The sequence below is a fragment of the Cupriavidus metallidurans CH34 genome (genome assembly GCF_000196015.1).
Classification (GTDB): Bacteria; Pseudomonadota; Gammaproteobacteria; order Burkholderiales; family Burkholderiaceae; genus Cupriavidus; species Cupriavidus metallidurans.
Map to the genome: position 1 here is coordinate 1,996,188 of NC_007973.1, position 23,442 is coordinate 2,019,629.

General features: G+C 62.8%; 22 protein-coding genes. 2 read left to right on the top strand and 20 right to left on the bottom strand.

The window, feature by feature from the left end; all coding sequences use genetic code 11:
- Window positions 1–39 precede the first annotated feature (39 nt).
- Together RMET_RS09220 and RMET_RS09225 are read right to left on the bottom strand one after the other, a co-directional pair.
- Window positions 40–1,023, bottom strand: a complete 984-nt coding sequence (locus RMET_RS09220; protein WP_011516572.1) for a tripartite tricarboxylate transporter substrate binding protein — start codon at window positions 1,021–1,023, stop codon at window positions 40–42.
- Between the two features lie 131 nt (window positions 1,024–1,154).
- The gene (locus RMET_RS09225; RefSeq protein ID WP_412854330.1) at window positions 1,155–2,120 is read right to left on the bottom strand and encodes an alpha/beta hydrolase; all 966 of its coding nucleotides are present in this window, start codon (window positions 2,118–2,120) and stop codon (window positions 1,155–1,157) included.
- 208 nt (window positions 2,121–2,328) lie between these two features.
- Between RMET_RS09225 and RMET_RS09230 the strand changes: the two genes are divergently transcribed.
- Entirely contained in the window at window positions 2,329–2,850 is a 522-nt protein-coding gene (locus tag RMET_RS09230; RefSeq protein ID WP_008650222.1) for an O-acetyl-ADP-ribose deacetylase, read from the top strand.
- Window positions 2,851–2,880: 30 nt separating this feature from the next.
- Here the strand turns inward: RMET_RS09230 and RMET_RS09235 are convergent, their stop codons facing one another.
- The 11 genes from RMET_RS09235 to RMET_RS09285 all read right to left on the bottom strand — a co-directional run bounded on the left by RMET_RS09235 (window position 2,881) and on the right by RMET_RS09285 (window position 15,296).
- A complete protein-coding gene (locus RMET_RS09235) occupies window positions 2,881–3,801 on the bottom strand; it encodes an alpha/beta fold hydrolase (protein WP_011516574.1) in 921 nt (306 codons plus the stop codon).
- Window positions 3,802–3,882: 81 nt separating this feature from the next.
- The gene (locus RMET_RS09240; protein ID WP_011516575.1) at window positions 3,883–4,785 is read right to left on the bottom strand and encodes an SDR family oxidoreductase; all 903 of its coding nucleotides are present in this window, start codon (window positions 4,783–4,785) and stop codon (window positions 3,883–3,885) included.
- A gap of 76 nt (window positions 4,786–4,861) precedes the next feature.
- On the bottom strand, window positions 4,862–5,794 hold the full coding sequence (locus RMET_RS09245; RefSeq protein ID WP_011516576.1) for a glutathione S-transferase family protein: 933 nt from the start codon (window positions 5,792–5,794) through the stop codon (window positions 4,862–4,864).
- Between the two features lie 18 nt (window positions 5,795–5,812).
- Window positions 5,813–6,646: a class II aldolase/adducin family protein gene (locus RMET_RS09250; RefSeq protein WP_008650227.1), complete on the bottom strand. Its 834-nt coding sequence runs from the start codon at window positions 6,644–6,646 to the stop codon at window positions 5,813–5,815.
- A gap of 66 nt (window positions 6,647–6,712) precedes the next feature.
- On the bottom strand, window positions 6,713–7,726 hold the full coding sequence (locus RMET_RS09255) for an NADP-dependent oxidoreductase (RefSeq protein WP_011516577.1): 1,014 nt from the start codon (window positions 7,724–7,726) through the stop codon (window positions 6,713–6,715).
- Window positions 7,727–7,781: 55 nt separating this feature from the next.
- Entirely contained in the window at window positions 7,782–8,213 is a 432-nt protein-coding gene (locus tag RMET_RS09260) for a PaaI family thioesterase (protein ID WP_024569840.1), read from the bottom strand.
- 92 nt (window positions 8,214–8,305) lie between these two features.
- A complete protein-coding gene (locus tag RMET_RS09265; protein WP_011516578.1) occupies window positions 8,306–9,088 on the bottom strand; it encodes an SDR family oxidoreductase in 783 nt (260 codons plus the stop codon).
- Window positions 9,089–9,179: 91 nt separating this feature from the next.
- Window positions 9,180–11,039 carry an acyl-CoA dehydrogenase gene (locus RMET_RS09270; RefSeq protein ID WP_011516579.1) on the bottom strand — a complete coding sequence of 620 codons (1,860 nt, stop codon included), beginning with the start codon at window positions 11,037–11,039 and terminating at the stop codon, window positions 9,180–9,182.
- A 214-nt stretch (window positions 11,040–11,253) separates the two neighbouring features.
- Window positions 11,254–12,432: an acetyl-CoA C-acyltransferase gene (locus RMET_RS09275; protein WP_008650233.1), complete on the bottom strand. Its 1,179-nt coding sequence runs from the start codon at window positions 12,430–12,432 to the stop codon at window positions 11,254–11,256.
- Between the two features lie 80 nt (window positions 12,433–12,512).
- On the bottom strand, window positions 12,513–13,178 hold the full coding sequence (gene pncA / locus RMET_RS09280; protein ID WP_011516581.1) for a bifunctional nicotinamidase/pyrazinamidase: 666 nt from the start codon (window positions 13,176–13,178) through the stop codon (window positions 12,513–12,515).
- A 36-nt stretch (window positions 13,179–13,214) separates the two neighbouring features.
- The gene (locus RMET_RS09285) at window positions 13,215–15,296 is read right to left on the bottom strand and encodes a 3-hydroxyacyl-CoA dehydrogenase NAD-binding domain-containing protein (RefSeq protein WP_008650235.1); all 2,082 of its coding nucleotides are present in this window, start codon (window positions 15,294–15,296) and stop codon (window positions 13,215–13,217) included.
- A 466-nt stretch (window positions 15,297–15,762) separates the two neighbouring features.
- Between RMET_RS09285 and RMET_RS09290 the strand changes: the two genes are divergently transcribed.
- Entirely contained in the window at window positions 15,763–17,244 is a 1,482-nt protein-coding gene (locus tag RMET_RS09290) for an amino acid permease (RefSeq protein ID WP_011516582.1), read from the top strand.
- Window positions 17,245–17,325: 81 nt separating this feature from the next.
- Here RMET_RS09290 and RMET_RS33940 read toward each other — a convergent pair whose 3' ends face one another.
- From RMET_RS33940 to RMET_RS09320, 7 genes are all read right to left on the bottom strand, one after another.
- Complete coding sequence (locus tag RMET_RS33940) at window positions 17,326–17,466, bottom strand: hypothetical protein (protein WP_008650237.1); 141 nt, start codon at window positions 17,464–17,466, stop codon at window positions 17,326–17,328.
- Window positions 17,467–17,512: 46 nt separating this feature from the next.
- The gene (locus RMET_RS09295) at window positions 17,513–17,947 is read right to left on the bottom strand and encodes a hypothetical protein (protein WP_011516584.1); all 435 of its coding nucleotides are present in this window, start codon (window positions 17,945–17,947) and stop codon (window positions 17,513–17,515) included.
- A 346-nt stretch (window positions 17,948–18,293) separates the two neighbouring features.
- Window positions 18,294–19,007: an ABC transporter ATP-binding protein gene (locus RMET_RS09300; protein WP_011516585.1), complete on the bottom strand. Its 714-nt coding sequence runs from the start codon at window positions 19,005–19,007 to the stop codon at window positions 18,294–18,296.
- Window positions 19,004–19,783: an ABC transporter ATP-binding protein gene (locus tag RMET_RS09305; protein ID WP_011516586.1), complete on the bottom strand. Its 780-nt coding sequence runs from the start codon at window positions 19,781–19,783 to the stop codon at window positions 19,004–19,006. Before RMET_RS09305 ends, RMET_RS09300 begins: the two co-directional genes overlap by 4 nt.
- The gene (locus RMET_RS09310; protein WP_011516587.1) at window positions 19,780–21,093 is read right to left on the bottom strand and encodes a branched-chain amino acid ABC transporter permease; all 1,314 of its coding nucleotides are present in this window, start codon (window positions 21,091–21,093) and stop codon (window positions 19,780–19,782) included. Before RMET_RS09310 ends, RMET_RS09305 begins: the two co-directional genes overlap by 4 nt.
- 3 nt (window positions 21,094–21,096) lie before the next feature.
- Window positions 21,097–22,044: a branched-chain amino acid ABC transporter permease gene (locus tag RMET_RS09315; RefSeq protein WP_029307826.1), complete on the bottom strand. Its 948-nt coding sequence runs from the start codon at window positions 22,042–22,044 to the stop codon at window positions 21,097–21,099.
- A gap of 106 nt (window positions 22,045–22,150) precedes the next feature.
- Window positions 22,151–23,401 (bottom strand): branched-chain amino acid ABC transporter substrate-binding protein, encoded by a 1,251-nt coding sequence (locus RMET_RS09320; protein WP_011516589.1) that lies wholly within the window; start codon window positions 23,399–23,401, stop codon window positions 22,151–22,153.
- Window positions 23,402–23,442: the final 41 nt, after the last annotated feature.

Genomic DNA, 23,442 nt, shown 5'->3' on the forward strand with positions numbered 1-23,442 from the left:
AAAACGGGCGCCCCGTGGGACGCCCGTGTTCTACGTACCTTACTGACCCTTGCCCAGGCCCAGTTTCTCGATGATCGCGCGTTCGCGCTTGACCGTATCGGCGGCAAACGCCTGATACTGGCTGCTGCTCATGTAGTTCGGCTCCATGTCGAACTTGGCCAGCGATTCGCGATAGTTCGGCATCTCCATGGCCTTCTTGAACGCGTCATGCAGCTTCTTCACGATCGCCGGGTCCGTGCCCTTGGGGACGACCAGACCGAACGGCGAAGCCTGGACGATGCCCATACCCAGTTCCTTCAGCGTCGGCACGTTCGGGAAGCGCGGCGAGCGCTTCTCGCCCCAGGTGGACAGCAGGCGCAGCTTGCCGGATTCCACGTACTGGGCCCATGCCGGGGTATCCGCCACCGACATCACGTGGCCACCCAGCAGCGCCTGCATCGATTCCGAGTTGCCCTTGTACGGGATATGCGAGAACTGCACGCCCTGGCGCATGGCCAGGTCTTCCATCGTCAGGTGGAGCGTGGTCATCGTGCCCGGCGAACCGTAGGTCAGCTTGCCCGGATTGGCCTTGGCGTAGGCGATGTAGTCCTGCATCGTCTTGATCGGCGAATCGGCCGGCACGACCAGGCCAAACGAGTAGCCCGCCAGGTTGATCACATAGGTCAGGTCCTTGACCGGATCCCAGTTGATCTTGGTGGTGTACGGCAGACGGAACACCGGCATGGACACCTGGGCCAGCGTGTAGCCATCGGGCTGGGTCGACTGCATCATCTGCGCGGGCAGCACGCCGCCGGCGCCGGGCTTGTTCTCGACGATCACGGGCTGGCCCAGGATCTTCGATGCATTTTCGGCCAGCACACGGAACGGGATGTCCGTCGAGCCGCCGGCGGTATAGCCAACGACCAGGCGGATCGGACGTTGCGGGAACTTGTCCGCCTGGGCGTGAGCCGGCATGGCGGCAAAGCCGGCCGCGAGAGTGGCGGCGAGCAGGCTGGCGCGAGCGATAAATTGGCGGCGTTGCATGTGTTGAGTCTCCTTCTGCTACAAGAATGCGCGATTGCGACTTGGTTTGAATCGTGAATCGGGGCTTCCCGCCCGCTTTTCTATGAACGGGTCAGATACTCGAAAGAGCCCAATGGCGCGAGGCCGGGGCCCTATATCCCGAACGCCCTTCGCAGGGCGGCCGTGGCATCCGCATGGGCGCCTGCCACCGCGCCGATAAAACGTCCGAGCTTGAAAAAATCGTGAATCATGCTGGGGTAGTCGGTCAGGCTGGCCACCACCCCCGCTGCTTCCAGCTTCGCGGCATAGGCCACGCCCTCGTCATGGAGCGGATCGTAGCCGGCCACCGCAATCCAGGCCGGGCAGCAGCCCCGCACGTCGGCACCTTCGCCGCCCCCGTCCAGCGGAGCAAACCGCCAGTCGTCACGGCTGGCGTCGACATCCAGGTACTGCGAAAAGAACCACTGGATCATCTCGGCGGTCAGCAAATAACCCTCGGCCAGCGCACGGTGCGATGGCGTATCCTGCCGCGCGCAGGTGCCCGGATAGATCAGCATCTGCAGCACCGGCGCCAATCCGTGGTCCCTGGCTTCTACCGCGCAAGCCGCCGCCAGCGTTCCACCAGCACTGTCGCCGCCCAGCGCGATGCGCGTGGCGTCGGCGCCAATGCGCGCGGCTTCCTCGAACACCCAGTGCAGGACATCGAAGGCATCGTTGGCCGCCACCGGAAATTTCCACTCCGGGCCCAGCCGGTAATCGACCGACAGCACCAGGCACTCCGCGCCATTGCAGAACATCCGGCACAGCGAATCATGGGAGTTGACGCTGCCCACCGTGAAACCACCGCCGTGGAAGTACACCAGAAGCGGCAGCGGATCGGCCCAGCTTGCCTCGCGCGGTGAGTAAAGCCGCACCGGAATGGCATGGCCGTCGCGCGCGGTCACCTGAAAATCCTCCACACCGTGCACTGGCGCGGGCGACAGGTCCAGAATCGGCGCGCTCTTCTCGTACGCGATCTTGGCGTCAACCGGGTCCATCGTATGGATGGCCGGCCGCTTTGCTCGCGCGATCAGGTCGAGCAACTGGGCGACCTGAGAGTCCAACGGCTGCGCGGGCATGTACTGGTGTTCTATTTCTGAACGGTCGTTCGATTTCCATATCATGCCAGTGATTCCGTAGAGCAGCATTACGTATTCAAGCGTTTATCCTCGCACAGACACACCTTTTGCGCGATGATCGGCCACACAGCGAAACGCCGTTTCGCGGCGTATGCTTGAGAACGGGCGCCATGTCATGGCCGCCCTAACCCGGAGACCAGGAGACACCATGACAGGGGAACACTTGCAGGTCGTGCACGGCGATATTACCCGGATGGAAGTGGATGCCATCGTCAACGCGGCCAATAGCGGCCTGCTGGGCGGTGGTGGCGTCGATGGCGCGATTCATGGCGCGGGCGGCCCGGCCATCATGGACGCGTGCCGCGCGATCCGTGATGCGCAAGGGGGCTGCCCGACCGGGGAAGCCGTGATCACCACCGGAGGCCTGCTGCCAGCACCCTATGTCATCCACGCCGTGGGGCCGGTCTGGCATGGTGGCAGCAAGGAAGAGGAGACGCAGCTGGCGAGCGCCTACCGCAACAGCATCCGTCTGGCGGGCGAGCACAATCTGCGCACGGTGGCATTTCCGAACATCAGTACCGGCATTTACGGCTTCCCGCGTGAGCGGGCCGTGGACATCGCCATTGCCGCGGTGCGCGAGGCACTGCCGAAGTCCCCGTCCATCGAGCAGGTCACCTTCGTATGCTTCGATGACGAGAACTATCGGCTCTATCGGGAGCGCTTGAGCTAAGCCCGGCGACAGGACCGGGAAGCTACGGGACTAGGGCAACGCACTGCGGATCAGCAGGTTCACGCGCTCCGGCTGTTCGTGGATGATCCAGTGCGTGCCCTCCGGAATGCGCTCGAGCCGCATGTCTGGCACGAATTCCTCCAGCCCGTCGACTAGCGATTTCGGCAGCGCCCGGTCGCTCTCGCCCCAGATAACCAGCGTGGGCACCCGCACGATGTACGCGGATGGATCGAGGCGCGAGATGTCGGGCGCCGGTTCTCCCGGCAAGGGCGGGTGCATCGGCGATGCCCGGTAGTAATTGACACCGCCCGTCAGCGAATGCGAGCCGCCATCGCCCGGTTGTGACCACGCCGCGTGATACTTCGCGCGAGTCTCACCCACGAACCACGCCGGCACCGTGGAGGCATCGCCGGTCAGCATCTTTTCCAGCAATGCGAAGTCGTTGGCGGCCATGGCCTGTTCTGAACCCGGCTTGCGCAGCCAGTTCATATAGGCCGAGGCCTGCTGCTGTGCCGGGTCACTCGCCAACGCCCGCGCGAACACATAGGGATGCGGCGAGTTGATGATCACGAGCCGCTCGACCGCTTCCGGGAACTGCGCCGCCAGGTTCCAGCAGAGCGCGCCGCCCCAGTCATGCGCGACGATGACGCACCGCTCATAGCCCAGCACGCGGATGAACTGCACCAGATCCTCGACCAGATGCTTGGGCTTGTACGCTGCCACATCGGCCGGCTTGCTGGACAGATTGAACCCGCGCAGGTCCGGCGCGACCGCAAAATGCGTCTGGCCGAACTCTGCGAGCTGGTTTTCCCACTCGTACCAGAACTCCGGAAAGCCGTGCACGAACAGGATCAGCGGCCTGCCCTGCTCGCCCGCACTCGCGTAATGCAAGCGCGTGCCGTTGGGCAGGTTCGCAAACTGCCTGTGGTGGATCACGGCGGGTGCGGTCATCATGGTCTCCCTGGCGGTCTCGGCCATATCGGTTGTCCGGTTCGTCCTGTTCGTGTTCGTGTACGCAAGTTCCTGGCCAGCTTAGCCGCGCAGCGCGGCGATCAGGCCCGCCCGCACTTCGCTCTTGTCACCGAACGGATCGCCCGGATTGCGCTGGTTGACGATCTCCTCCATGCGCCGCTGGACGGAATCCAGCGATTGCGGGTGGGAGTAGATATAGAAACCGTCCTCGCGGATCGCATCGAACGTCATCTGCGCCACGTCGGCCGCGCTAACCTTGCCCGAGTTGACCGCCTTGTCGGACAGCGCCTGCGACACCATCTGCGAGCGCGTGGGTGGTTGATCGTTGGCCATATTGGCCGGCCGGTTACGCTGCGACTGGCTGATGCCGGTGGGCACGTAGAACGGGCACAGCACCGAGCAATGCACCTGGTCCGTGACCAGGCTCAGATCCTGGTAGAGCGTCTCGGACAACGCGACCACCGCATGTTTGGAAACGTTGTACACGCCCATGGCCGGCGGATTCAGCAGGCCCGCCATCGACGCGGTATTGACGATATGCCCCTGATAGCCCGGGTCCTTGCGGGCCGCCTCCAGCATCAGCGGCGTGAAGATCCGCACGCCATTGACCACGCCGTAGAGGTTCACGCCGAGCACCCAGTCCCAGTCTTTCTGCGTGTTTTCCCAGATCAGGCCGCCCGCGCCCACACCCGCGTTGTTGAACAGCAGGTTGACCTCGCCGAACGCCGTCATCGCGGCATCGGCCAGCACCTGGACTTCCTCGGCCTTCGACACGTCCGTGCGCAACCCGATCACCTGGGCGCCCTGCGATTTGAATTCGGCCACGGTGCTGTCCAGCGAGTCCTCCTGGACGTCCGCCAGCACCAGCTTCATGCCCAGCGACGCACCGATTCGCGCGAATTCCTTGCCGAATCCTGAAGCACCGCCGGTAATCACTGCCACCTTGCTCTCGAACTGCTTCATGAAACGTCTCCCTCTACTTGTCGTTCGTAGTGAACGTAGTGTTCGTAGTTCTTGTCTGGATGGGCTATGCCTATGCCTATGCCGCTTGCACCTGGTAATGCTGCCTCGGGAAATGCACGTTGACGGCACCCGCGCGCGGGTCTTGCCTGCGGATCGTGACCACATCGGCGGAAAGCGTCATGAGCACTCCGGCCACAGGATCCTTCGCGTAGTCAGTTGGCGTAACGGTCACCGCATCACCGGCGGCGAATCCGCTATCCGGCTGGATCGTCGTGTCATGCGCCAACGGATCATTGTGAAGTGCCTCGGCCAGCGCATCCTCAGCCGGTATCACGCGCACCTTGCCGTGTCCGTAGGCCTGCATGCGCGCATACCACTCCTTGACCAGCGGATAGGCATCGAGGATCGCGGCCAGTGCCGTGGCGCGGCGGATGAACCAGATGTTGTGGTACAGCGAGAAATCTGCCACTGACAGCATCGGGCCAGCCACATGGAGCACGCCGGCCGCGAACTGTTCCTGCAGCCGCTCGAAGGTCTCGTGCAGCATCGCGTCGGCTTCAGGCAGTGGCATACGTAGCGCATTGGTATCGCCACGCATGGCCTTTCGATCGGCGACGAAGGCCTTGATCTGGTCCGGCGTCAGATGCGCGAGCATGGCCTGCACGCCAGCAGGCTGCATGGTGTAGGTGACCGACGCCGTAAACAACGCGCTGTCGAACCAGGCAGCCATGACGCTGGACGCCGCCGCCTGGTCGGGCGGATACAGCGGCGGCAGCGGCGCCATCCGGTCCAGTACCTCGCAGATCAGCGCCGTATCGCAATAGATGTCGGCGCCGATCTGCATGACCGGCGTGCGCCGGTACCCGCCGGTCAGCGCGACCAGATCTGGTTTTGGCAGGATCGGTGGAATTTCCACCGCGCACCAGGACAGATCCTTCGCGCCGAGCAGCAGGCGGATCTTTTCCGAGAAAGGCGACGTGGCGTACTGATGAAGAATGATGTCGGGCATCCGCGCCTCCCGTTGGAATCAGTCGAGCAGGTCCGGCTGCTCCTTCACGATGCGCGCATAGAGCGGCTGGAACTGGAACCACCCCGCCTGCGACGTACCAACGATCGAGTACGCCTGACGTGCGGCGGCGTCGCTGATCGCCTTCGGCACGTCACCGGTACGCGCAGCCGCGGCCTCCGCCAGCAACTGCACCTGGCACGACCGCTCCATCGTGATGAACCACCACGCGGCTTCGTCGACGGTCTTGCCGACGGTCAGGAGGCCGTGGTTCTGGAGGATCGCTGCCTTGTTGTCGCCTAGCGCGTTGGCAATACGCTGACCTTCGTCGAGCTCCACCACCACGCCACCGAAATCGTCATACAGCGCGTGGTCGTTGTAGAAGGCGCAGACGTCCTGCGTCAGCGGATCGAGCTTGCGCCCGAGCGTCGACCACGCACGGCCAAAGGTACTGTGCGAGTGCGCGGCGGCCACGGCATCCGAGCGGGTCTGGTGCACGCGCGAGTGGATCGCGAATGCGGCGGCGTTGACCGGATAGTCGCCCTCCACCACGTTACCGTGGTGGTCGCAGCGGATCAGGTTCGACACCTTGACCTGGCTGAAATGCACGCCGAACGGATTGACCCAGAAGGTATCGCCAAACTCGGGATCGCGCGCGGTGATATGGCCGGCCACGCCTTCGTCGAAACCGAACTTGGAGAACAACCGGAATGCTGCCGCCAGCCGCTGCTTGCGATGCAGGCGCTCCTCGGCCGGCGTGGCGAACTGGGGCGGGCGCGGCAGGTTGCGATAGCGGGCCTTGACCTCTTCCGAGAGACCGGCGCCGATCTCATCCTTGGCTTGCGGGGCATTCATGGTTGTCTCCTGTGCTTTCTTTGTCTATTTGTCTATTTGCGGGGGTGTACTGCGTCGAAGGCGGCTTTATGCCAGCTTCACGAGCTGCTTGCCGAAGTTCTTGCCCTTGAGCAGCCCGATGAATGCCTCGGGTGCGCTGGCCAGACCTTCGGCAATGCTCTCGCGGAACTTGATCTTGCCCTGCGCGACGTAAGTACCCAGTTCCCGCAGTGCCTGCGGCCAGAGTTCCATATGCTCGGACACGATAAAGCCCTCGATCTTCGCTCGCGCCACCAGAATCGCGCGCGGATTGCGAATCGGCATGTCCTGGCCGTCGTAGCCAGCGATCAGACCGCAAACCGCGATGCGCGCGAACGGGTTCAGGCGGGACAGCACGACGTCGAGGATGTCTCCACCAACGTTCTCGAAGTAGCCATCGATGCCATTCGGCGTGACCGCCTTGACCATCGCGTACAGTTCCTTCGCGTCCTTGGCCGCCTTGTAGTCCACGCAGGCATCGAAGCCAAGCTCGTTGACCACGTAGTCGCACTTTTCCTTGCCGCCGGCCACGCCCACCACGTAGCAGCCGGCCAGCTTGGCAAGCTGCCCCACCACGCTACCCACCGCGCCGGACGCCGCGCTGACGACAACCGTCTCGCCGGCCTTCGGCGCGATGATCTTGTTCAGGCCATACCAGGCCGTCACGCCGGGCATCCCCACCGAACCCAGATAGGCGGACAACGGAATGTGCGTGGTGTCGACCTTCTGCATCATGCCGCCGTCGCTCACGCCAAGCTCCTGCCAGCCGAACATGCCGATGACCTTGTCACCGACGTTCCACTTGGGATTCTTGCTGGCGATAACCTCGCCGACGGTACCGCCGATCATCACTTCATTGAGCGGCTGCGGATCCGCATACGACTTGCTATCGCTCATGCGCCCGCGCATGTACGGGTCGAGCGACAGGAAATGATTGCGCACCAGCACCTGGCCGTCGGCCAGTTCGGGGACCGGCAGTTCCTCGATACGGAAATTGTCGGGGGTGACCGCTGCTTCCGGGCGCGAAGCCAGGACGATGCGCTTGTACGTTTGCTTCGACATGATCGGTTCCTTCGCTCGTTTGAGGTTAGAGAGGTATTGCGCTGGCGCGACGGGATCAGCCGTCCGCGCCCGAATCGGCCGCGCCAGATTCCCGCTTGGGTGGCACGCGCTTGATGTACTTGAACGTCCCTGATGCCTTGGCGACGATCTTGCCTTCCGCGTCGACAATCTCGCCCTCGCAGAACACCATGGTCGAGGTGCGATGCACGGCCAGGCCGCGCGCGAACACCTTGCCGCGCCCGGGAGCCATGAAGCTCGTCTTCATTTCGATCGTGACCACGCCACGGCCTTCGGCATCCAACGAACGTCCGGCGATGGCCATCGCCACGTCGAGCAGGGTCATGGTCACACCACCGTGGGCCATGTCCCAGCTGTTCTGGTGGCGTTTCTGCAGGTCGAGTTCGATCTCGCTGCGGCCGTTCTCCATAAAATTGCAGAGTACGCCGAGATCAGCGAGGAATGGGATGGTGAGTTGGCGTTGCGTCATATCCTTGGGGGCAGTGAAAAACAGATTGCGCAATTATGCTCTTTGTCTCCTTCCCTTTCCCGCATGCGGGAAAGGGAAGCAGCCGCGCGTGATCAGACTGCGCTGACGCCCCCATCTACCGCCAGGATCTGGCCGGTGATGTGCTTGCCGGCATCCGAGGCAAACAACAGTGCCGCGCCCTTCAGATCGTCGTCATCACCCAGGCGATGCAGCGGAACCCCTTCGCACATTTTGTCCACGCCCATGCGGTCCAGCGACCCCTGCGTCATCTTCGACGGGAAGAAGCCCGGAGCCAGCGCGTTGACGGTGATGTTGTGCTCGCCCCACTCGCCCGCCAGCGTGCGCGTGAAGTTGACCACGGCGCCCTTCGAAGTGTTGTAGGCAATGGTCTCCATCGAACCCGGCGGGTTCCCGGCCAGGCCCGCGATCGACGCGACGTTGATAACCCGGCCACTGCGACGCGGAATCATCGACAGCTTGCCAATCCGCTGCGTCAGCAGGAACAGGCCACGGATGTTCAGGTTCATCACCTTGTCCCAGGCCTCGACCGGATGATCCTCGGCCGGCGCGCCCCAGGTGGCCCCGGCGTTGTTGACGAGGATATCGACGTGTCCGAGCTTCGCCAGCGCCTCATCGGCCAGCCGGGCGATTTCGGCATCGCGCGAACCATCCGCGGCGATCCACTCCGCCGCAATGCCACGCGACTTCAGGTGTTCCTGCGCGGTCTGGAGCTCATCGGCCTTGCGGGCCGACAGCACCACGCGGGCGCCCTGTTCACCAAGTGCTTCGGCAATCTGCAGCCCCAGGCCGCGCGATCCGCCAGTAATCAGCGCTGTACGGCCCTTGAGGTCGAACAATTGCTGGATGGTCCTCATGTTGTCTCCCGTTTTATCCTTCTTCGCCGCTACACAAATGAAGCGAAGCGGCTCTGGCTAGACGCCAGAATTGCCTCTTGGCGGCTTGCGTTCAGAACCAGGCGTCCTGCATGTCAAGCGTCGTACGATCGAGCGATGCAAGCAGCTCGAGTTGCGGGTACACCTTCGGCAACTCGAAGTTGAAGAAGAACGCCGCCGCAGCCAGCTTGCCGCGATAGAAATCGGCATCCTCGCCCTTGGCGTTCGACAGCGCGGCCTGCGCTACCAGCACCTGCTCAAGCCAGATCCACGCCATGACGACATGGCCGAATGCCTCCAGATATACCGACGCGTTGGCCAGCGTGACATTCGAATCTCCGGCCGCCCACAGCGTGCGCGTGACCTCGGCCAGGCGCGCGGTCGCAGCGCCAAGCGCGCGGGCCTGCTCGCCCAGCGTCTTGTCACCCGTGGCCTGCGCCCGCTGGCAAGTGTCCTGCACGCGCTTGCCGAGCAACTGGAATGCGGCGCCGTCCTGCATCACCACCTTGCGGCCCAGCAGGTCCAGCCCCTGAATACCGTGCGTGCCTTCGTGGATCGGATTGAGGCGGTTGTCGCGATAGAACTGCTCGACGTTGTACTCGCGCGTGTAGCCGTAGCCACCATGCACCTGGATGGCCAGGCTATTGGCTTCCAGGCACCACTGCGACGGCCAGCTCTTGGCGATCGGCGTGAGGATATCCAACAGCAGCGACAGTTCGCATTGCCGCTCGGCCTCGCCGGCCGCCTTGGCCGCGTGCTCGTCGTCGACCAGCCGCGCGCAGTACAGGTTCAACGCCAGACCGCCTTCGACGTAGCTCTTTTGCGCCAGCAGCATCCGACGGACGTCGGCATGTTCGACCAGCTTGACCTGCGGGCTCGCCGGATCCTTGCCCTGCGGCCCCACCGGGCGGCCCTGCGGACGATTGCGCGCGTAGTCCAGCGCGTGGAGGTAACCGGTATAGCCAAGTGCCACGGCGCCGAGGCCAACGCCAATGCGCGCCTCGTTCATCATGTGGAACATGCAGGCCAAGCCCTTGTGCGGCTCGCCGACCAGATAACCGATCGCACCCGCCTTGCCATTCGGGCGGTACTTCATGCCTTCGCCGAAGTTCAGCAGGCAGTTGGTGGTGCCTCGATAGCCCATCTTGTGGTTCAGGCCCGCCAGCACGACGTCGTTATGCTCGCCCAGCGAGCCATCCTCGTTGACGAGGTACTTCGGCACGATGAACAGCGAGATACCCTTCACACCCGGGATCAGCTTGCCATCCGGGCCCGGGATCTTGGCCAGCACGAGGTGGACGATATTGTCCGAGAGCTCGTGCTCGCCCGCCGAGATCCACATCTTGTTGCCGCGCAGCCGATACTGCTGGCCCAACGGCGACTCGCCTTCGTAGTCGGCGCGGGTGGTGATGTCCGATAGCGACGAACCCGCCTGCGGTTCCGACAGGCACATCGTGCCAAAGAAGCGACCTTCCAGTTCGGGACGCACGAACGTATCGATCTGTGCCGGGGTGCCGTGCGTGAGCAGCAGGTTCGAGTTACCGATCGTCAGGAACGGGTACGAACTCGTGCCAACGTTGGCGGCCTTGAAGTAGGCGAACGCGGCCTTCTCCAGCGTGACGGGCAACTGCATGCCACCGTACTCATAGTCCTGGCCGGCGGCCATCAGGCCCGCATCGCAGAAGGCCTTCAGCGCGGTCTTGACTTCGGGGATGATCGTGACCGTCTCGCCATCGAAATGCGGCTCCTGGGCATCGCTTTTCTTGTTGTGCGGGGCGAACAGATCAGTGGCGATTTTCTCGCACGTATCCAGCGCGGCGTCGAACGTCTCGCGCGAGTGATCGGAAAATCGGGGAATCTGTGTCAGTTCCTCGGCCTTCAGCCATTCGTACAGAACGAAGTTGAGGTCACGACGGGAAAGAATCAGCGACATGGAATAGGAAGCTCCGGGCTGAAACGAAAGGCGGCTTGGCCTTCAGTATGCGGTGGGGGAAAAGCGCCCCTCTCCCGCCAAGCGGCAGAGGGGTTGGGGGAGCATGCGCTGCGGCGCGGCTTGCGACAGATCGCCGCCTGAACCGGAAAGCTCGCTCCCCCGCCCCTCTCCCATTGCATGAGAGAGGGGGAACACAGTGTGTGCCCGAGATGCCTTACAGCACTTCGAACAGGCCGGCGGCACCCTGACCACCGCCGATGCACATCGTCACCACGACGTACTTGACGCCACGGCGCTTGCCTTCGATCAGCGCATGGCCGACCAGACGCGCGCCCGACACACCGTACGGGTGACCCACGGCGATCGCGCCGCCGTTGACGTTCAGGCGATCCATCGGGATGCCCAGCTTGTCGGCGCAGTACAGCACCTGCACGGCGAACGCTTCGTTCAGTTCCCACAGACCGATGTCGTCAACCTTCAGGCCAGCCTTCTTCAGCAGCTTCGGCACCGCAAACACCGGGCCGATACCCATTTCGTCAGGCTCGCAACCCGCCACGGCAAAACCACGGAAGACGCCCAACGGCTGCAGGCCCTTGGCGGCGGCCACGCGTGCGTTCATCACGACGGCTGCCGAGGCGCCATCCGAGAACTGCGAGGCATTGCCGGCGGTGATCACGCCACCCGGCATGGCCGTGCGGATCTTCGACACGGCTTCCAGCGTGGTGTCGGCACGGATACCTTCGTCGGCGTCGATCGTGACTTCCTTCGTCATCAGCTGGCCGGTGGCCTTGTCGGCCACGCCTGCCAGCACCGTCATCGGCACGATTTCGTCCTTGAACTTGCCGGCTTCCAGGGCAGCGGCGGCACGCAGTTGGCTCTGCACGCCGTACTCGTCCTGGCGATCCTTACCGATGTTGTAGCGCTTGGCCACGTTCTCGGCGGTCTGCAGCATGCTCCAGTAGATTTCCGGCTTGTTCTTGTTCAGCCAGCTTTCCTGAATCATGTGGCGGTTCATGTCCTGCTGAACGCACGAGATCGACTCCACGCCGCCAGCGACGAAGATGTCGCCCTCATCTGCGATCACGCGCTGCGCGGCCATGGCAATGGTCTGCAGGCCGGACGAGCAGAAACGGTTCACGGTGGCGCCTGGCACGGTCACCGGGCAACCAGCTCGCAGGGCGATCTGGCGCGCGATGTTGGCGCCGGTGGCGCCCTCGGGGTTGGCACAACCCATCAGCACGTCTTCCACTTCACCGGCTTCGATCTTCGCGCGGGCGATGGCGTGCTGTACGGCATGACCGCCCAGGGTCGCGCCGTGGGTCATGTTGAAAGCGCCCTTCCAGCTCTTGGCCAGCCCGGTGCGGGCGGTGGATACGATGACTGCCTCGTTCATGTGTTGCTCCTCGGTATCTTGGTGTCTCTTGCAAACTTGCGAGAAATATTCGGTGTGTTCGGCTTTCGTTGCGTGACGCTTCAGGACTCAGGGAGCCAGGGATTGTGCGTACCAGCACCAGACCGCAGTGCATCGGCAGTCGTACGACGAACACCGGCCGCAGCCAGTTCTCGCCATGCCCGGTCGAGCGATCCGTTCAGATCGATCGCGCGGCAGGCATCTTCCACGACCACCGCCTCGAAGCCCGCTGCGCGCGCATCGAGCGCGGTCCAGGCCACGCAGTAATCCGTTGCCAACCCGACGCAGACCACCCGGCGAACGCCCTGCTCGCGCAGGTAGCCAGCCAGTCCGGTCTTCGTCGCGCGGTCCGCCTCCATGAACGCGCTGTAGCTGTCCACGTTGGCGTGGTGACCCTTGCGGATCACCATCCGCGCGTGCGGGATGCGCAGGTCTGCATGCAGCGCGGCGCCGGGCGTGCCCTGCACGCAGTGATCGGGCCACAGCACTTGCTCGCCATACGGCAACATCATGGTCTGGAACGGCGCGGTACCGACATGGCTCGTTGCGAAGGACACATGACCGGCGGGATGCCAGTCCTGCGTCAGCACCACGTGCTCGAATGCCGGCGCCAACCGGTTGATGATCGGCACGACTTCATCGCCGCGCGGCACGGCCAGCGCGCCCCCCGGCATGAAGTCGTTCTGCACATCGATCACCAGCAGGCAATCCTGCGCGCCATAGGCCATGATTCGCGTTATCCCTTTGCGTTCACGCGGTCGCGATCAGCCGTTGAAGCCCTTGCCCTCGTCTGCCAGCTTCTGCAGCAGCGGCGCCACCACCCACGCTTCGCCGTGGTAACCCTTGGCATAGCGCTTCATGGACTGGGCCACGTTGTACAAGCCGACCTGGTCCGCGTACAGCATCGGGCCACCACGGAACAGCGGGAAGCCGTAGCCGGTCAGATAGACCATGTCGATGTCCGACGCCTTCGAGGCAATGCCCTCCTCCAGGATCTTGGCGCCTTCGTTCACCAGTGCAAACACCAGACGTTCGACGATTTCCTCATCCGAGATCTTGCGGCGCGTGATGCCGAGCTCCTTCGAGTGCTCGACGATCATGTCGTTGACCTGCTTGTTCGGGTACGGCTTGCGATCACCAGCCTTGTAGTCGTACCAGCCTGCGCCGGTCTTCTGACCGAAGCGGCCCATCTCGCAGAGCTTGTCCGCCGTCTTCGAGTACTGGATGTCCGGCTTGTCCACGGCGCGGCGCTTGCGGATCGCCCAGCCGATGTCGTTGCCAGCCAGATCGCCCATACGGAACGGGCCCATCGCGAAACCGAACTTCTCGATGGCCTTGTCCACCTGCTCGGGCAGCGCGCCTTCGTCCAGCAGGTAGCCGGCCTGGCGGCTGTACTGCTCGATCATGCGGTTGCCGATGAAGCCGTCGCAAACGCCCGACACCACGGCCGTCTTCTTGATCTTCTTGCCGATCTGCATGACGGTGGCCAGCACGTCCTTGCCGGTCTTCTCGCCGCGCACGACTTCCAGCAACTTCATCACGTTGGCCGGGCTGAAGAAGTGCATGCCGACCACGTCCTGCGGACGACGCGTGAACGAGGCAATCTTGTTGACGTCCAGCGTGGAGGTATTGGAGGCCAGGATCGCGCCGTCCTTCATCACTTCGTCCAGCTTCTTGAAGACGGTTTCCTTGACGCCCATTTCTTCGAACACGGCCTCGATCACGAGGTCGGCGTTCTTGATGTCGTCATAGGACATCGTGGTGGTCAGCAGGCCCATGCGCTGCTCGACCTTCTCCTGCGTCAGCTTGCCCTTCTTGGCGCTGTTCTCGTAGTTGCGGCGGATCGTGGCCACGCCGCGCTCCAGCGCTTCCTGCTTCATTTCCAGCATCGTCACGGGGATGCCGGCGTTCAGGAAGTTCATCGTAATGCCGCCACCCATCGTGCCGGCGCCGATCACGGCAACGCGTTCGATCTTGCGCACCGGGGTGCCTTCGGGCACATCGGGGATCTTGCTGGCGGCGCGCTCGCCAAAGAAGGCGTGACGCAGCGCGCGCGATTCCGGCGTGCCGACGAGGTACATGAAGCCATCACGCTCGTCCTTCAGGCCAGCCTCGAACGGCTTCAGCGAAGCCGCCACGGCATCCACGCACTTCAGCGGGGCCGGGAAATTCTTGGCCACGGCAGCCACGGTATTACGGGCGAAGGCCAGGAAGCCTTCGGCGTTCTCGTGGCGCACCTTCAGGTCGCGCACCTTCGGGTACGGTCCCGGCGCGGCAGCCACGCTCTGGGCGAACTTGACGGCGGCAGGCAGCACGTCGCCATCGACGATCTCGTCGAACAGCTTCGAACCGGCGAACTTCTCCGACGGAATCGCGGTGCCGGACACGATCATGTTCAGCGCGTGCTCCAGGCCGATCAGACGCGGCAGGCGTTGCGTGCCACCAGCGCCCGGCAGCAGGCCGAGCTTGACTTCCGGCAGCGCGATCTGGGCGCCCTTGGCGGCCACGCGATAGTTACAGCCCAGCGCCAGTTCCAGGCCGCCACCCATGGCGACCGAGTGAATTGCCGCCACGATCGGCTTGGTGGAGGCTTCCAGGGCGCGGATCACCGAGTGCAGCGTCGGCTCCTGCGTGGCCTTGGGCGTGTTGAATTCGCGGATGTCGGCGCCGCCCGAGAAAGCCTTGCCGGCGCCGGTAATGACCACTGCCTTGACGGCCGCGTCATCCAGCGCACGGGTCAAGCCTTCGACGATGCCAAGGCGGGTGCTGTGACCGAGGCCGTTGACGGGGGGATTGTCGAGTGTGATGACGGCTACGCCGTCCTGAACCTGATACTGCGCTGTCATACGCGTTCCTTTGGTGTCTGGATATTGTCTCGGGATTCGAATTCTCGAATGAAGGGGTACTGCCAGGACCGCGGGTTGATCGTGTTATGCCCCGCAATCCCTTGCCACACAAGCCATCTGGCTCGAAAGCGGATCAAGCATACACAAAATAGCACGGTCGTTCAATTTCATTTTTCGACCGCGCAAACCGCGTTATGCGCGGCCTTCATGCCGGCTTTATCCGGCGTTCATGGTGATCCTGCGCGCGGCCCAAATCCCTCAGGGGGAACCCGTAGAAACGCCCCATCCCTATGCCTGCCACGCCACTTCCGAGACGAATTCGACACCCTGCACTACTTTATTTGATACACGCCTCGAATCCATCGAATAAGGCACGGTAGACTCGCGCCTTTCGTTTTTCCGGGGTGATCCGGCCGGTCCACAAGACCTAGTCCAACCACACCCCTCCGACGATCCAGCGACCCTGATGTCCCATCCACACCCCCATCAACACCCGGTCGTCGAGCACGACGACCTGCACCGCAAGCTCAAGGCCCGCCACCTGACGATGATCGCCCTGGGTGGTGCCATCGGCACCGGACTGTTTGTCGCCTCGGGCGCATCCATCGCACAGTCCGGCCCCGGCGGCGCCCTGCTGGCCTACTGCCTGATCGGCCTGATGGTGTACTGCCTGATGACCAGCCTTGGCGAGCTCGCGGTGCACATGCCCGTGGCAGGATCATTCGTAACCTACAGCGCCCTCTACGTCGACGAGGGCTTTGGCTTCGCACTTGGCTGGAACTACTGGTTCAGCCTGGCCGTGACAATTGCCGTCGAACTGACCGCAGCCCAGTTGGTCATGCAGTATTGGTTCCCGGAGGTACCGGGCATCTACTGGAGCGCGGGCTTTCTGGCACTGATGTTCGCGCTCAATGCGTTCTCGGTGAAGGGCTTCGGCGAGGCCGAGTACTGGTTCGCCATGATCAAGGTTGTAACCGTCGTCGTTTTCCTGTGCGTGGGCGTGCTGATGATCCTCGGCATCCTCAAGGGTGGGCCACAATCGGGCTGGCACAACTTCACGACCGGCGAAGCCCCATTCGTCGGTGGCCTCCCCGGGCTGTTCGCGGTGGCGATGATTGCCGGCTTCTCATTTCAAGGAACCGAGACGGTCGGCGTGGCGGCTGGTGAAGCCGCGGACCCCGGACGCACGATTCCGCGCGCGATCCGACAGACGTTCTGGCGCATCCTGCTGTTCTATGTCGTTGCCATCCTGATCATTGGCGTGCTCATTCCGTATACCGACCCGAACCTGCTTCGCAATGACGTGACCGACGTTGGCGTCAGCCCGTTTGCACTGGTATTCCAGCACGCTGGCCTGGCTTTTGCCGCGGCGCTGATGAACGCCGTGGTGCTGACCGCGCTGCTCTCGGCGGGGACATCGAGCATGTATGTTTCGACTCGGATTCTCTATGGCTTGGCGGTCAGCCAGCGCGCCCCAAGGGCTCTAGCCAAGCTCACCCCGAACGGCGTGCCATTCAACGCGCTGCTGGTGACCACGGGCATCGGCGCGCTGTGCTTCTTCAGTTCGCTGTTCGGCGACAAGGCCGTGTACCTGTGGCTGCTCAACACATCGGCAATGACCGGCTTCTTCGCGTGGCTCGGTATCGCCGTCAGCCACTATCGTTTCCGCAAGGGTCTGCTGTACCAGGGCTACAAGGTCAGCGATCTTGCCTACCGCTCTCCGCTCTATCCGTTCGGCCCGATCTTCGCTGGCGTGCTGTGTCTCGTCATCGTGGGCGGCCAGAACTATCAGGCATTCACTGACATCCCCGGCCGTTGGCAAGAGATCGTCTCGACCTACATTGGCGTGCCAGTCTTCCTGGCGCTATGGCTCGGCTACCGCATCGTACGCGGCACGCGCATGATCGACTACGAAGACATGCCGTTTGAACTGGTAAAGAAGGACTGATCGCCGACGCTTGCTGGCGTCACGGCACCAAAAGCGCTAGCGCCCGCATTGCGGGCGCTTTTGCCTGGGGAACGAGATCACTCACTGGCTTCGCTTCAGCAGCTCATACATCGCTCCACCCATGGTTCCTACGGATACCAGTGTCAGGACGGTGAGAAAGCGATCCATGACCTTCGTGAAGAACACCTTGTCTTCATGCATCCTACTGAGAAATCTAATCATAGTTACTCCTGTCGAGTTGGAAACTACAAGGGCAAGTTCGGCCTGACTAGAGCCACGTAGCCCACAAAATGGACGCCCCGCTCATACAGGTGAGCCAGACCCAGGAACGTGGGATCCTTTGCGCTTGCGAATGCGCCAGAACGTCACGCTGATGCGCATCCATGGTGGCAAACAGCACAAGCACGGATGCCGCAACGATCACCACTACGTGGATCGCCATGACAAACCAGATGTAAGGCCGAAGAGCATCAGACACGCCGGGTATCTCGAGCGCGGTGGCCAGCAGGTGGCAGGCGCTGGCGCTCATCGGAATCACGGCCCAAAGCAATTGACCACCTTTGATGGCGTGCCAGACGATGCCCCGGCGATGCGCGCGAAAGAAACTCGGGACGCGAGCCAAAGGCAGCAGTGCTAACGGTGCGCCCAACGGCAACGCGACGTTGAACACAAACCAGCCGAATAGCTCGATAACCCCGTTCATATGAACCTTGAAGTGTGAGAATGGCGTGCCAGGCACGCAACCCGTACGCCGACGCGCGTCGACGACACGGGCAATCCTAGGCATCGTGGCAACGAGGGCCAAGTGCCAGAGTCTCAAAATGATGGCGGGGTGGATTGCGATTGCGCAGGGTCAATCGCGCGGCGTCAGAGCAACTCGGGGGGACGAGAACGCCAGCGCAGTCTGACGCGCATGGCAAAGCGCCTTGCTCACCTGCGTGAGAAAGACGCTTTGAATCTACAGCAGTGGATTGAACAACAGCCGGGCCGGCCATCGAGGCGCGACGCCGATATGTATCTGGTCTGGGATCTGAATCCCGGCTCAGCACCTACACCTCCAGCCACTCCTTCCGTATCTGCGCATTCGCCTTCAGTTCAACGGGGGTCCCCTCGAAGACGATATGGCCGTGGCCCATCACATAGACGCGCTGCGAAATGTCGAGCGCGATCGCCAGCTTCTGCTCGATCAGCAGCACCGAGATGCCGCGTTCCTTGAGCGTCTTCAGAAAATCTCCCACCAGCGTGACGATCATTGGCGCGAGGCCCTCGGTGGGCTCGTCGATCAGGACCAGATCCGGGTCGCCCATCAGCGTGCGGCATAGCGTCAGCATCTGCTGCTCGCCGCCAGACAGCACGCCGGCCGGCGTATTCTCACGCTCCTTGAGCCTTGGGAACATCTGATACATATCCGCGACAGACCAGCGTGGCTTGGCCTGTCGCGGATTGCGCTTCTCGCCGAGGGTCAGGTTCTGCCGCACGGTCAGCGTCGGGAAGATGTCGCGATTCTCCGGTACGTAGCCGATCCCCGCATGTGCGATCTCGAACGTGCGGCGCCCGAGCATTTCCTCGCCCCGGAACTTGACCGAACCCTCCGCCTTCACCATGCCAAGTATCGCCTTGGCCATGGTCGACCGCCCCACACCGTTGCGGCCGAGCAGTGCGACGATTTCGCCCTGATCCACATGCGCATCCACGCCGTGGAGGATATGGCTCTTGCCGTAGTAGGCGTGCAGCCCGGTGACTTCCAGCATCCGCGTGCTCATCCGTGCGCTCCCTCGGTGGCCGCCTCATCCAGCGTGGTACCCAGATAAGCCTCCTTGACCTTGCGATTGTTCCGAATCGCCTCGGGTGTATCGGTGGCGATGACCTCGCCGTAGACCAGCACGGAGATCCTGTCCGCCAGGCCAAACACGACGCTCATGTCGTGCTCCACCATCACCAGCGTCTTGCCGACGGTGACCTTCCGGATCAGTTCCACGGCATGGTCAGACTCGGAACGGCTCATACCAGCCGTCGGCTCATCGAGCAGGATGACCTCGGCCCCGCCGGCAATCGTGATACCGATTTCCAGCGCGCGCTGCTCCGCATAGGTCAACAAGCCGGCCTGCGTATTGCGCCGATGCTCCATGCCGATCAGTTCGAGCACTTCCTCTGCACGCTCGCGCGCATCGCGCAATTCGGACAGGCGATGCCAGAACGAGTACTTATAGCCGAGCGACCAGAGCACCGCACAACGCAGGTTCTCGAACACGGACAGCCGATGAAAGATGTTCGTGATCTGGAAGCTGCGCGAGAGCCCCATCCGGTTGATTTCGAACGGCCGCAGTCCGGCAATGCTCTGCCCGTTCAGCTTCACGCTGCCCGATGTCGGCGCGAAACGGCCGGAGATCAGGTTGAACGTGGTGGACTTGCCCGCCCCGTTCGGCCCGATCAGCGCGTGGCGCTCACCTTTGCCAATGGAAAGGGTGACGCCACGGATAATCTCGGTCTGGCCGAATCGCTTGCGGACGTCGGAAAGTTCAAGTGCGGGCGTCGTCATGCGTGTCCTCCGGTTTGCGTCTGGATCGCATCGAGCTGTGCGCGAACCTGCCCCGCCGCCCAGCGCCACGCCGCATACCCCAGCGCCCACAGCGCCGCAGCAACAATCCATGGCGCGAACGTGCCGGCATCGAAGCCGATGCCCACCAGCGACATTTCCGTGCCATTGGCGCTATCGACCTGCACTTTGTACACCATCTCGACCGTCAGGATCAGCGCGGCCAGCAGCACCGCGCCGGCCACTGCAGCCCGCCCGTAGTACGGCAGCATCCGGCCGAACTGCTTCTTTGCCACCAGTGGCATCTGCATCATTAGCAGGCTGGCAATGCCGCCCGGCACGAACATCACCATCATCACAAAGAACAGGCCCAGGTAGAGCAGCCATGCCTTGGTCAGATCGGAAAGTGCGACGGCGAACAGCGTGAACACGATGGCGCCAATCACCGGGCCGAAGAACACCCCCGCCCCGCCGATGAACGCCGCAAGCAACACGCCGCCCGAGCGCACGGCGCTGACGTTCTCCGCCGAGACAATCTCGAAGTTGATCGCTGACAGCGCGCCGGCGATGCCGGCGAAGAACGCCGACAGGATCAGCACCAGATAGCGCACCCGCTGCGTGTTGTAACCGATGAACTCCACGCGCTCGGGGTTATCGCGCACGGCGTTGGCGATACGGCCCAGCGGCGTATGGGTCCACGCATACATCGCCACCATCGACAGCAGGCACCATGCGGCGATCAGGTAATACACCTGACGGCCGTGGCCATATGTGATGCCGAGGAACGGCTCGCCGACCACCCGGTTGGTCGAGATACCGCCCTCGCCACCGAAGAAGTCCGGGAACATCAGCGAACTGGCAAAGACCATCTCGCCAATCCCCATCGTGATCATGGCGAATGTGGTACCCGACTTCTTCGTGGTCACGTAGCCGAAGATCACGCCGAAGAACGCGCCGGCCAGCCCGCCCACCAGCGGCAGCATCGACACCGGCAGCCAGACCTTGCCCGCGCCGATCATGTTCAGCACGTGCACCGCGATAAACGCGCCAAGCCCGGAATACACGGCGTGCCCGAACGACAACATGCCCGTCTGCCCAAGCAGCATGTTGTACGAAAGCGCGAAGATGATCATGATGCCCATCTGCGACAGCAGCGTCACCGCGAAGCCACCGCTGAAGATCAATGGCATCACCAGCATCAGCACCACGGTCACGCTCCAAATCAGCCAGCGCAACAGGTTCATCGGGCGGTAGCGCATGGTCCGCCCCGTGACCACCGGATCGGAGGATTGTTGCATCGTCGTCGACTCCATCGCTCAGCTCTCCCGGGTACCCATCAGCCCGCGCGGGCGGAAGATCAGCATCACCACCATCAACACGTAAGGCAGCACCGGCGCCACCTGGGCGACTGTGAGTTTCCAGAGCGAACTGAGCGGCGTGGCATCGGTGACTGTCATGCCAAGGCTGCCGAGCAGCCCCGCCATCGAGGCGTCGATCGTCACGGCGAAAGTCTGCAGCACCCCGATCAGGATCGAAGCGATGAACGCCCCTACGAGTGACCCCATGCCGCCAACCACGGCCACGACAAACACGATCGACCCGACCGCGGCCGCCATCGACGGCTCGGTCACGAACGCATTGCCGCCGATGACCCCAGCCAGACCGGCCAGCGCGGCACCGCCGCCGAAGACCATCATAAAGACACGCGGCACATTGTGGCCCAGGGCCTCGACCATCTCGGGATGGGTCAGCGCCGCCTGGATCACCAGACCGATGCGGGTACGTGTGAGCACCAGGTAGATCGCCACCAGCATCCCCAATGACACAAGCATCATGAACGCTCGGTACTTCGGGAACGACGAAGTGAAGACGGTGAAGAGCGGGCCATCCAGCACCTCGGGAATCCGGTACGGCACAGCGGCCAGGCCCCAGACGAGCTTGACCCCTTCCTCGATCAGATAGGCCAGTCCGAAGGTGAACAATAGTTCGGCGACGTGACCGAACTTATGGACGGTACGCAGGCCGAAGCGCTCCACCAGTGCCCCGGCACCAGCCACCAGCAACGGCGCAAAGATCAGCGCGGGCCAGAAGCCAACCTTGGTGGCAATGGTGTAGGCGAAGTACGCGCCCAGCATGTAGAAACTGGCGTGCGCAAAGTTCAGCACACCCATCATGCTGAAGATCAGCGTCAGCCCCGATGACAGCATGAACAGCAACAGCCCGTAGCTGACACCGTTCAACAGCGAGATGACAAAAAATTCCACGGCAACTCCTCGGCACCGGAGCATGGCCCGACAAAATCCGCATTGTCCAGGGTTCCCGCGCGAACGGGAACCCTGATCTGCCCTTCCTTCTCTTTGTCTTCCCGACTTAGTTCGGCCGTTTCATCTGACAGGAAGTCGGCTGCGCGGCCACGAACTGGTCGAGCTGCGCGTTGGTCTTCCAGCCATAGCCGGTGTTTTCCTGGTCAAACTTGATGTCCTTGCCGTTGACCTTGGTCCAGGTGGCCACCACCAGCGGTTGCTGGGCCTGGTGGTCGGTGTTACGCATTTCCACCGTCCCGTTCATGCTCTCGACCTTCATGCCCTCCATCGCCTTGGCCACCTTGACCGGGTCCGTGGAACCAGTGTCCTTCATGGCCTTGGCAAGGAAGGCAACGCCCGAGTAGGCCGCCATCACATAGAAGTCGTCGTTGTACTTCTTCTTGAAGCCTTCGACGATGTCGCCACCCTTGAAGGTGGGATTGTTCGGGTTGTAGTAGCCGACGTACTTCACGTGCTCGGCGCCGGAGGCACCCATCGCCGTCGGCACCCCGGTGGTGGCCGCGTAGTACGTGTAGTAGTTGACCGGCAGGCCGGCATCCTTGCCCGCCTTGATCAGCAGCGCAAGGTCGCTACCCCAGTTGCCGGTGATCACCGTATCGGCGCCAGACGCTTTGATCTTGGCCGCATACGGCGCGAAGTCCTTGACCTGCGCCAGCGGGTGCAGATCCTCGCCGACGATCTGGATGTCAGGACGCTTGCGCTTCAGGTATTCCTTTGCCGCGCGCGCCACCTGGTGGCCAAACGAGTAGTTCTGGTTGATCAGGTAGACCTTTTTGACGTTCGGGTCCTTGGCCAGATACGTCGTCAGCGCCTCCATCTTCATGTCGGAGTTCGCGTCGAGCCGGAAATGCCAGTAATTGCACTTGCTGTTGGTCATGTCCGGGTCCACCGCGGCGTAATTCAGGTAGACGATTTCCTTGCCCGGATTGCGCTCGTTGTGCTTGGCCACCGCGTCTTCCAGCGCCAGCCCCACGGCGGAGCCGTTGCCCTGGACGATATAGCGGATGTTCTGGTCCACGGCCTGCTTGAGGATGGTCAGGCTTTCCTGCGGCGACAGCTTGTTGTCAAACCCCACTACCTCGAACTTGTGCGCGCCCGCCCAGTTCTTCTGGTTAGCCACGTCGGCCACGTACTGCCAGCTCTTGAGCTGGTTCTGGCCCACGGGGGCCATCAAACCCGAAAGCGGATCGATAAACGCGATCTTCACCGTATCGGCTGCAGCCACTCCCGATACCAGCGCGGAACCCAGTGCCACAACTGCCGCCACCCCGGTTACCAGCGGACGCAACTTGGTCATACCTGTCTCCTTCACTTGTTGTCATTGGCGATGAGTGACCG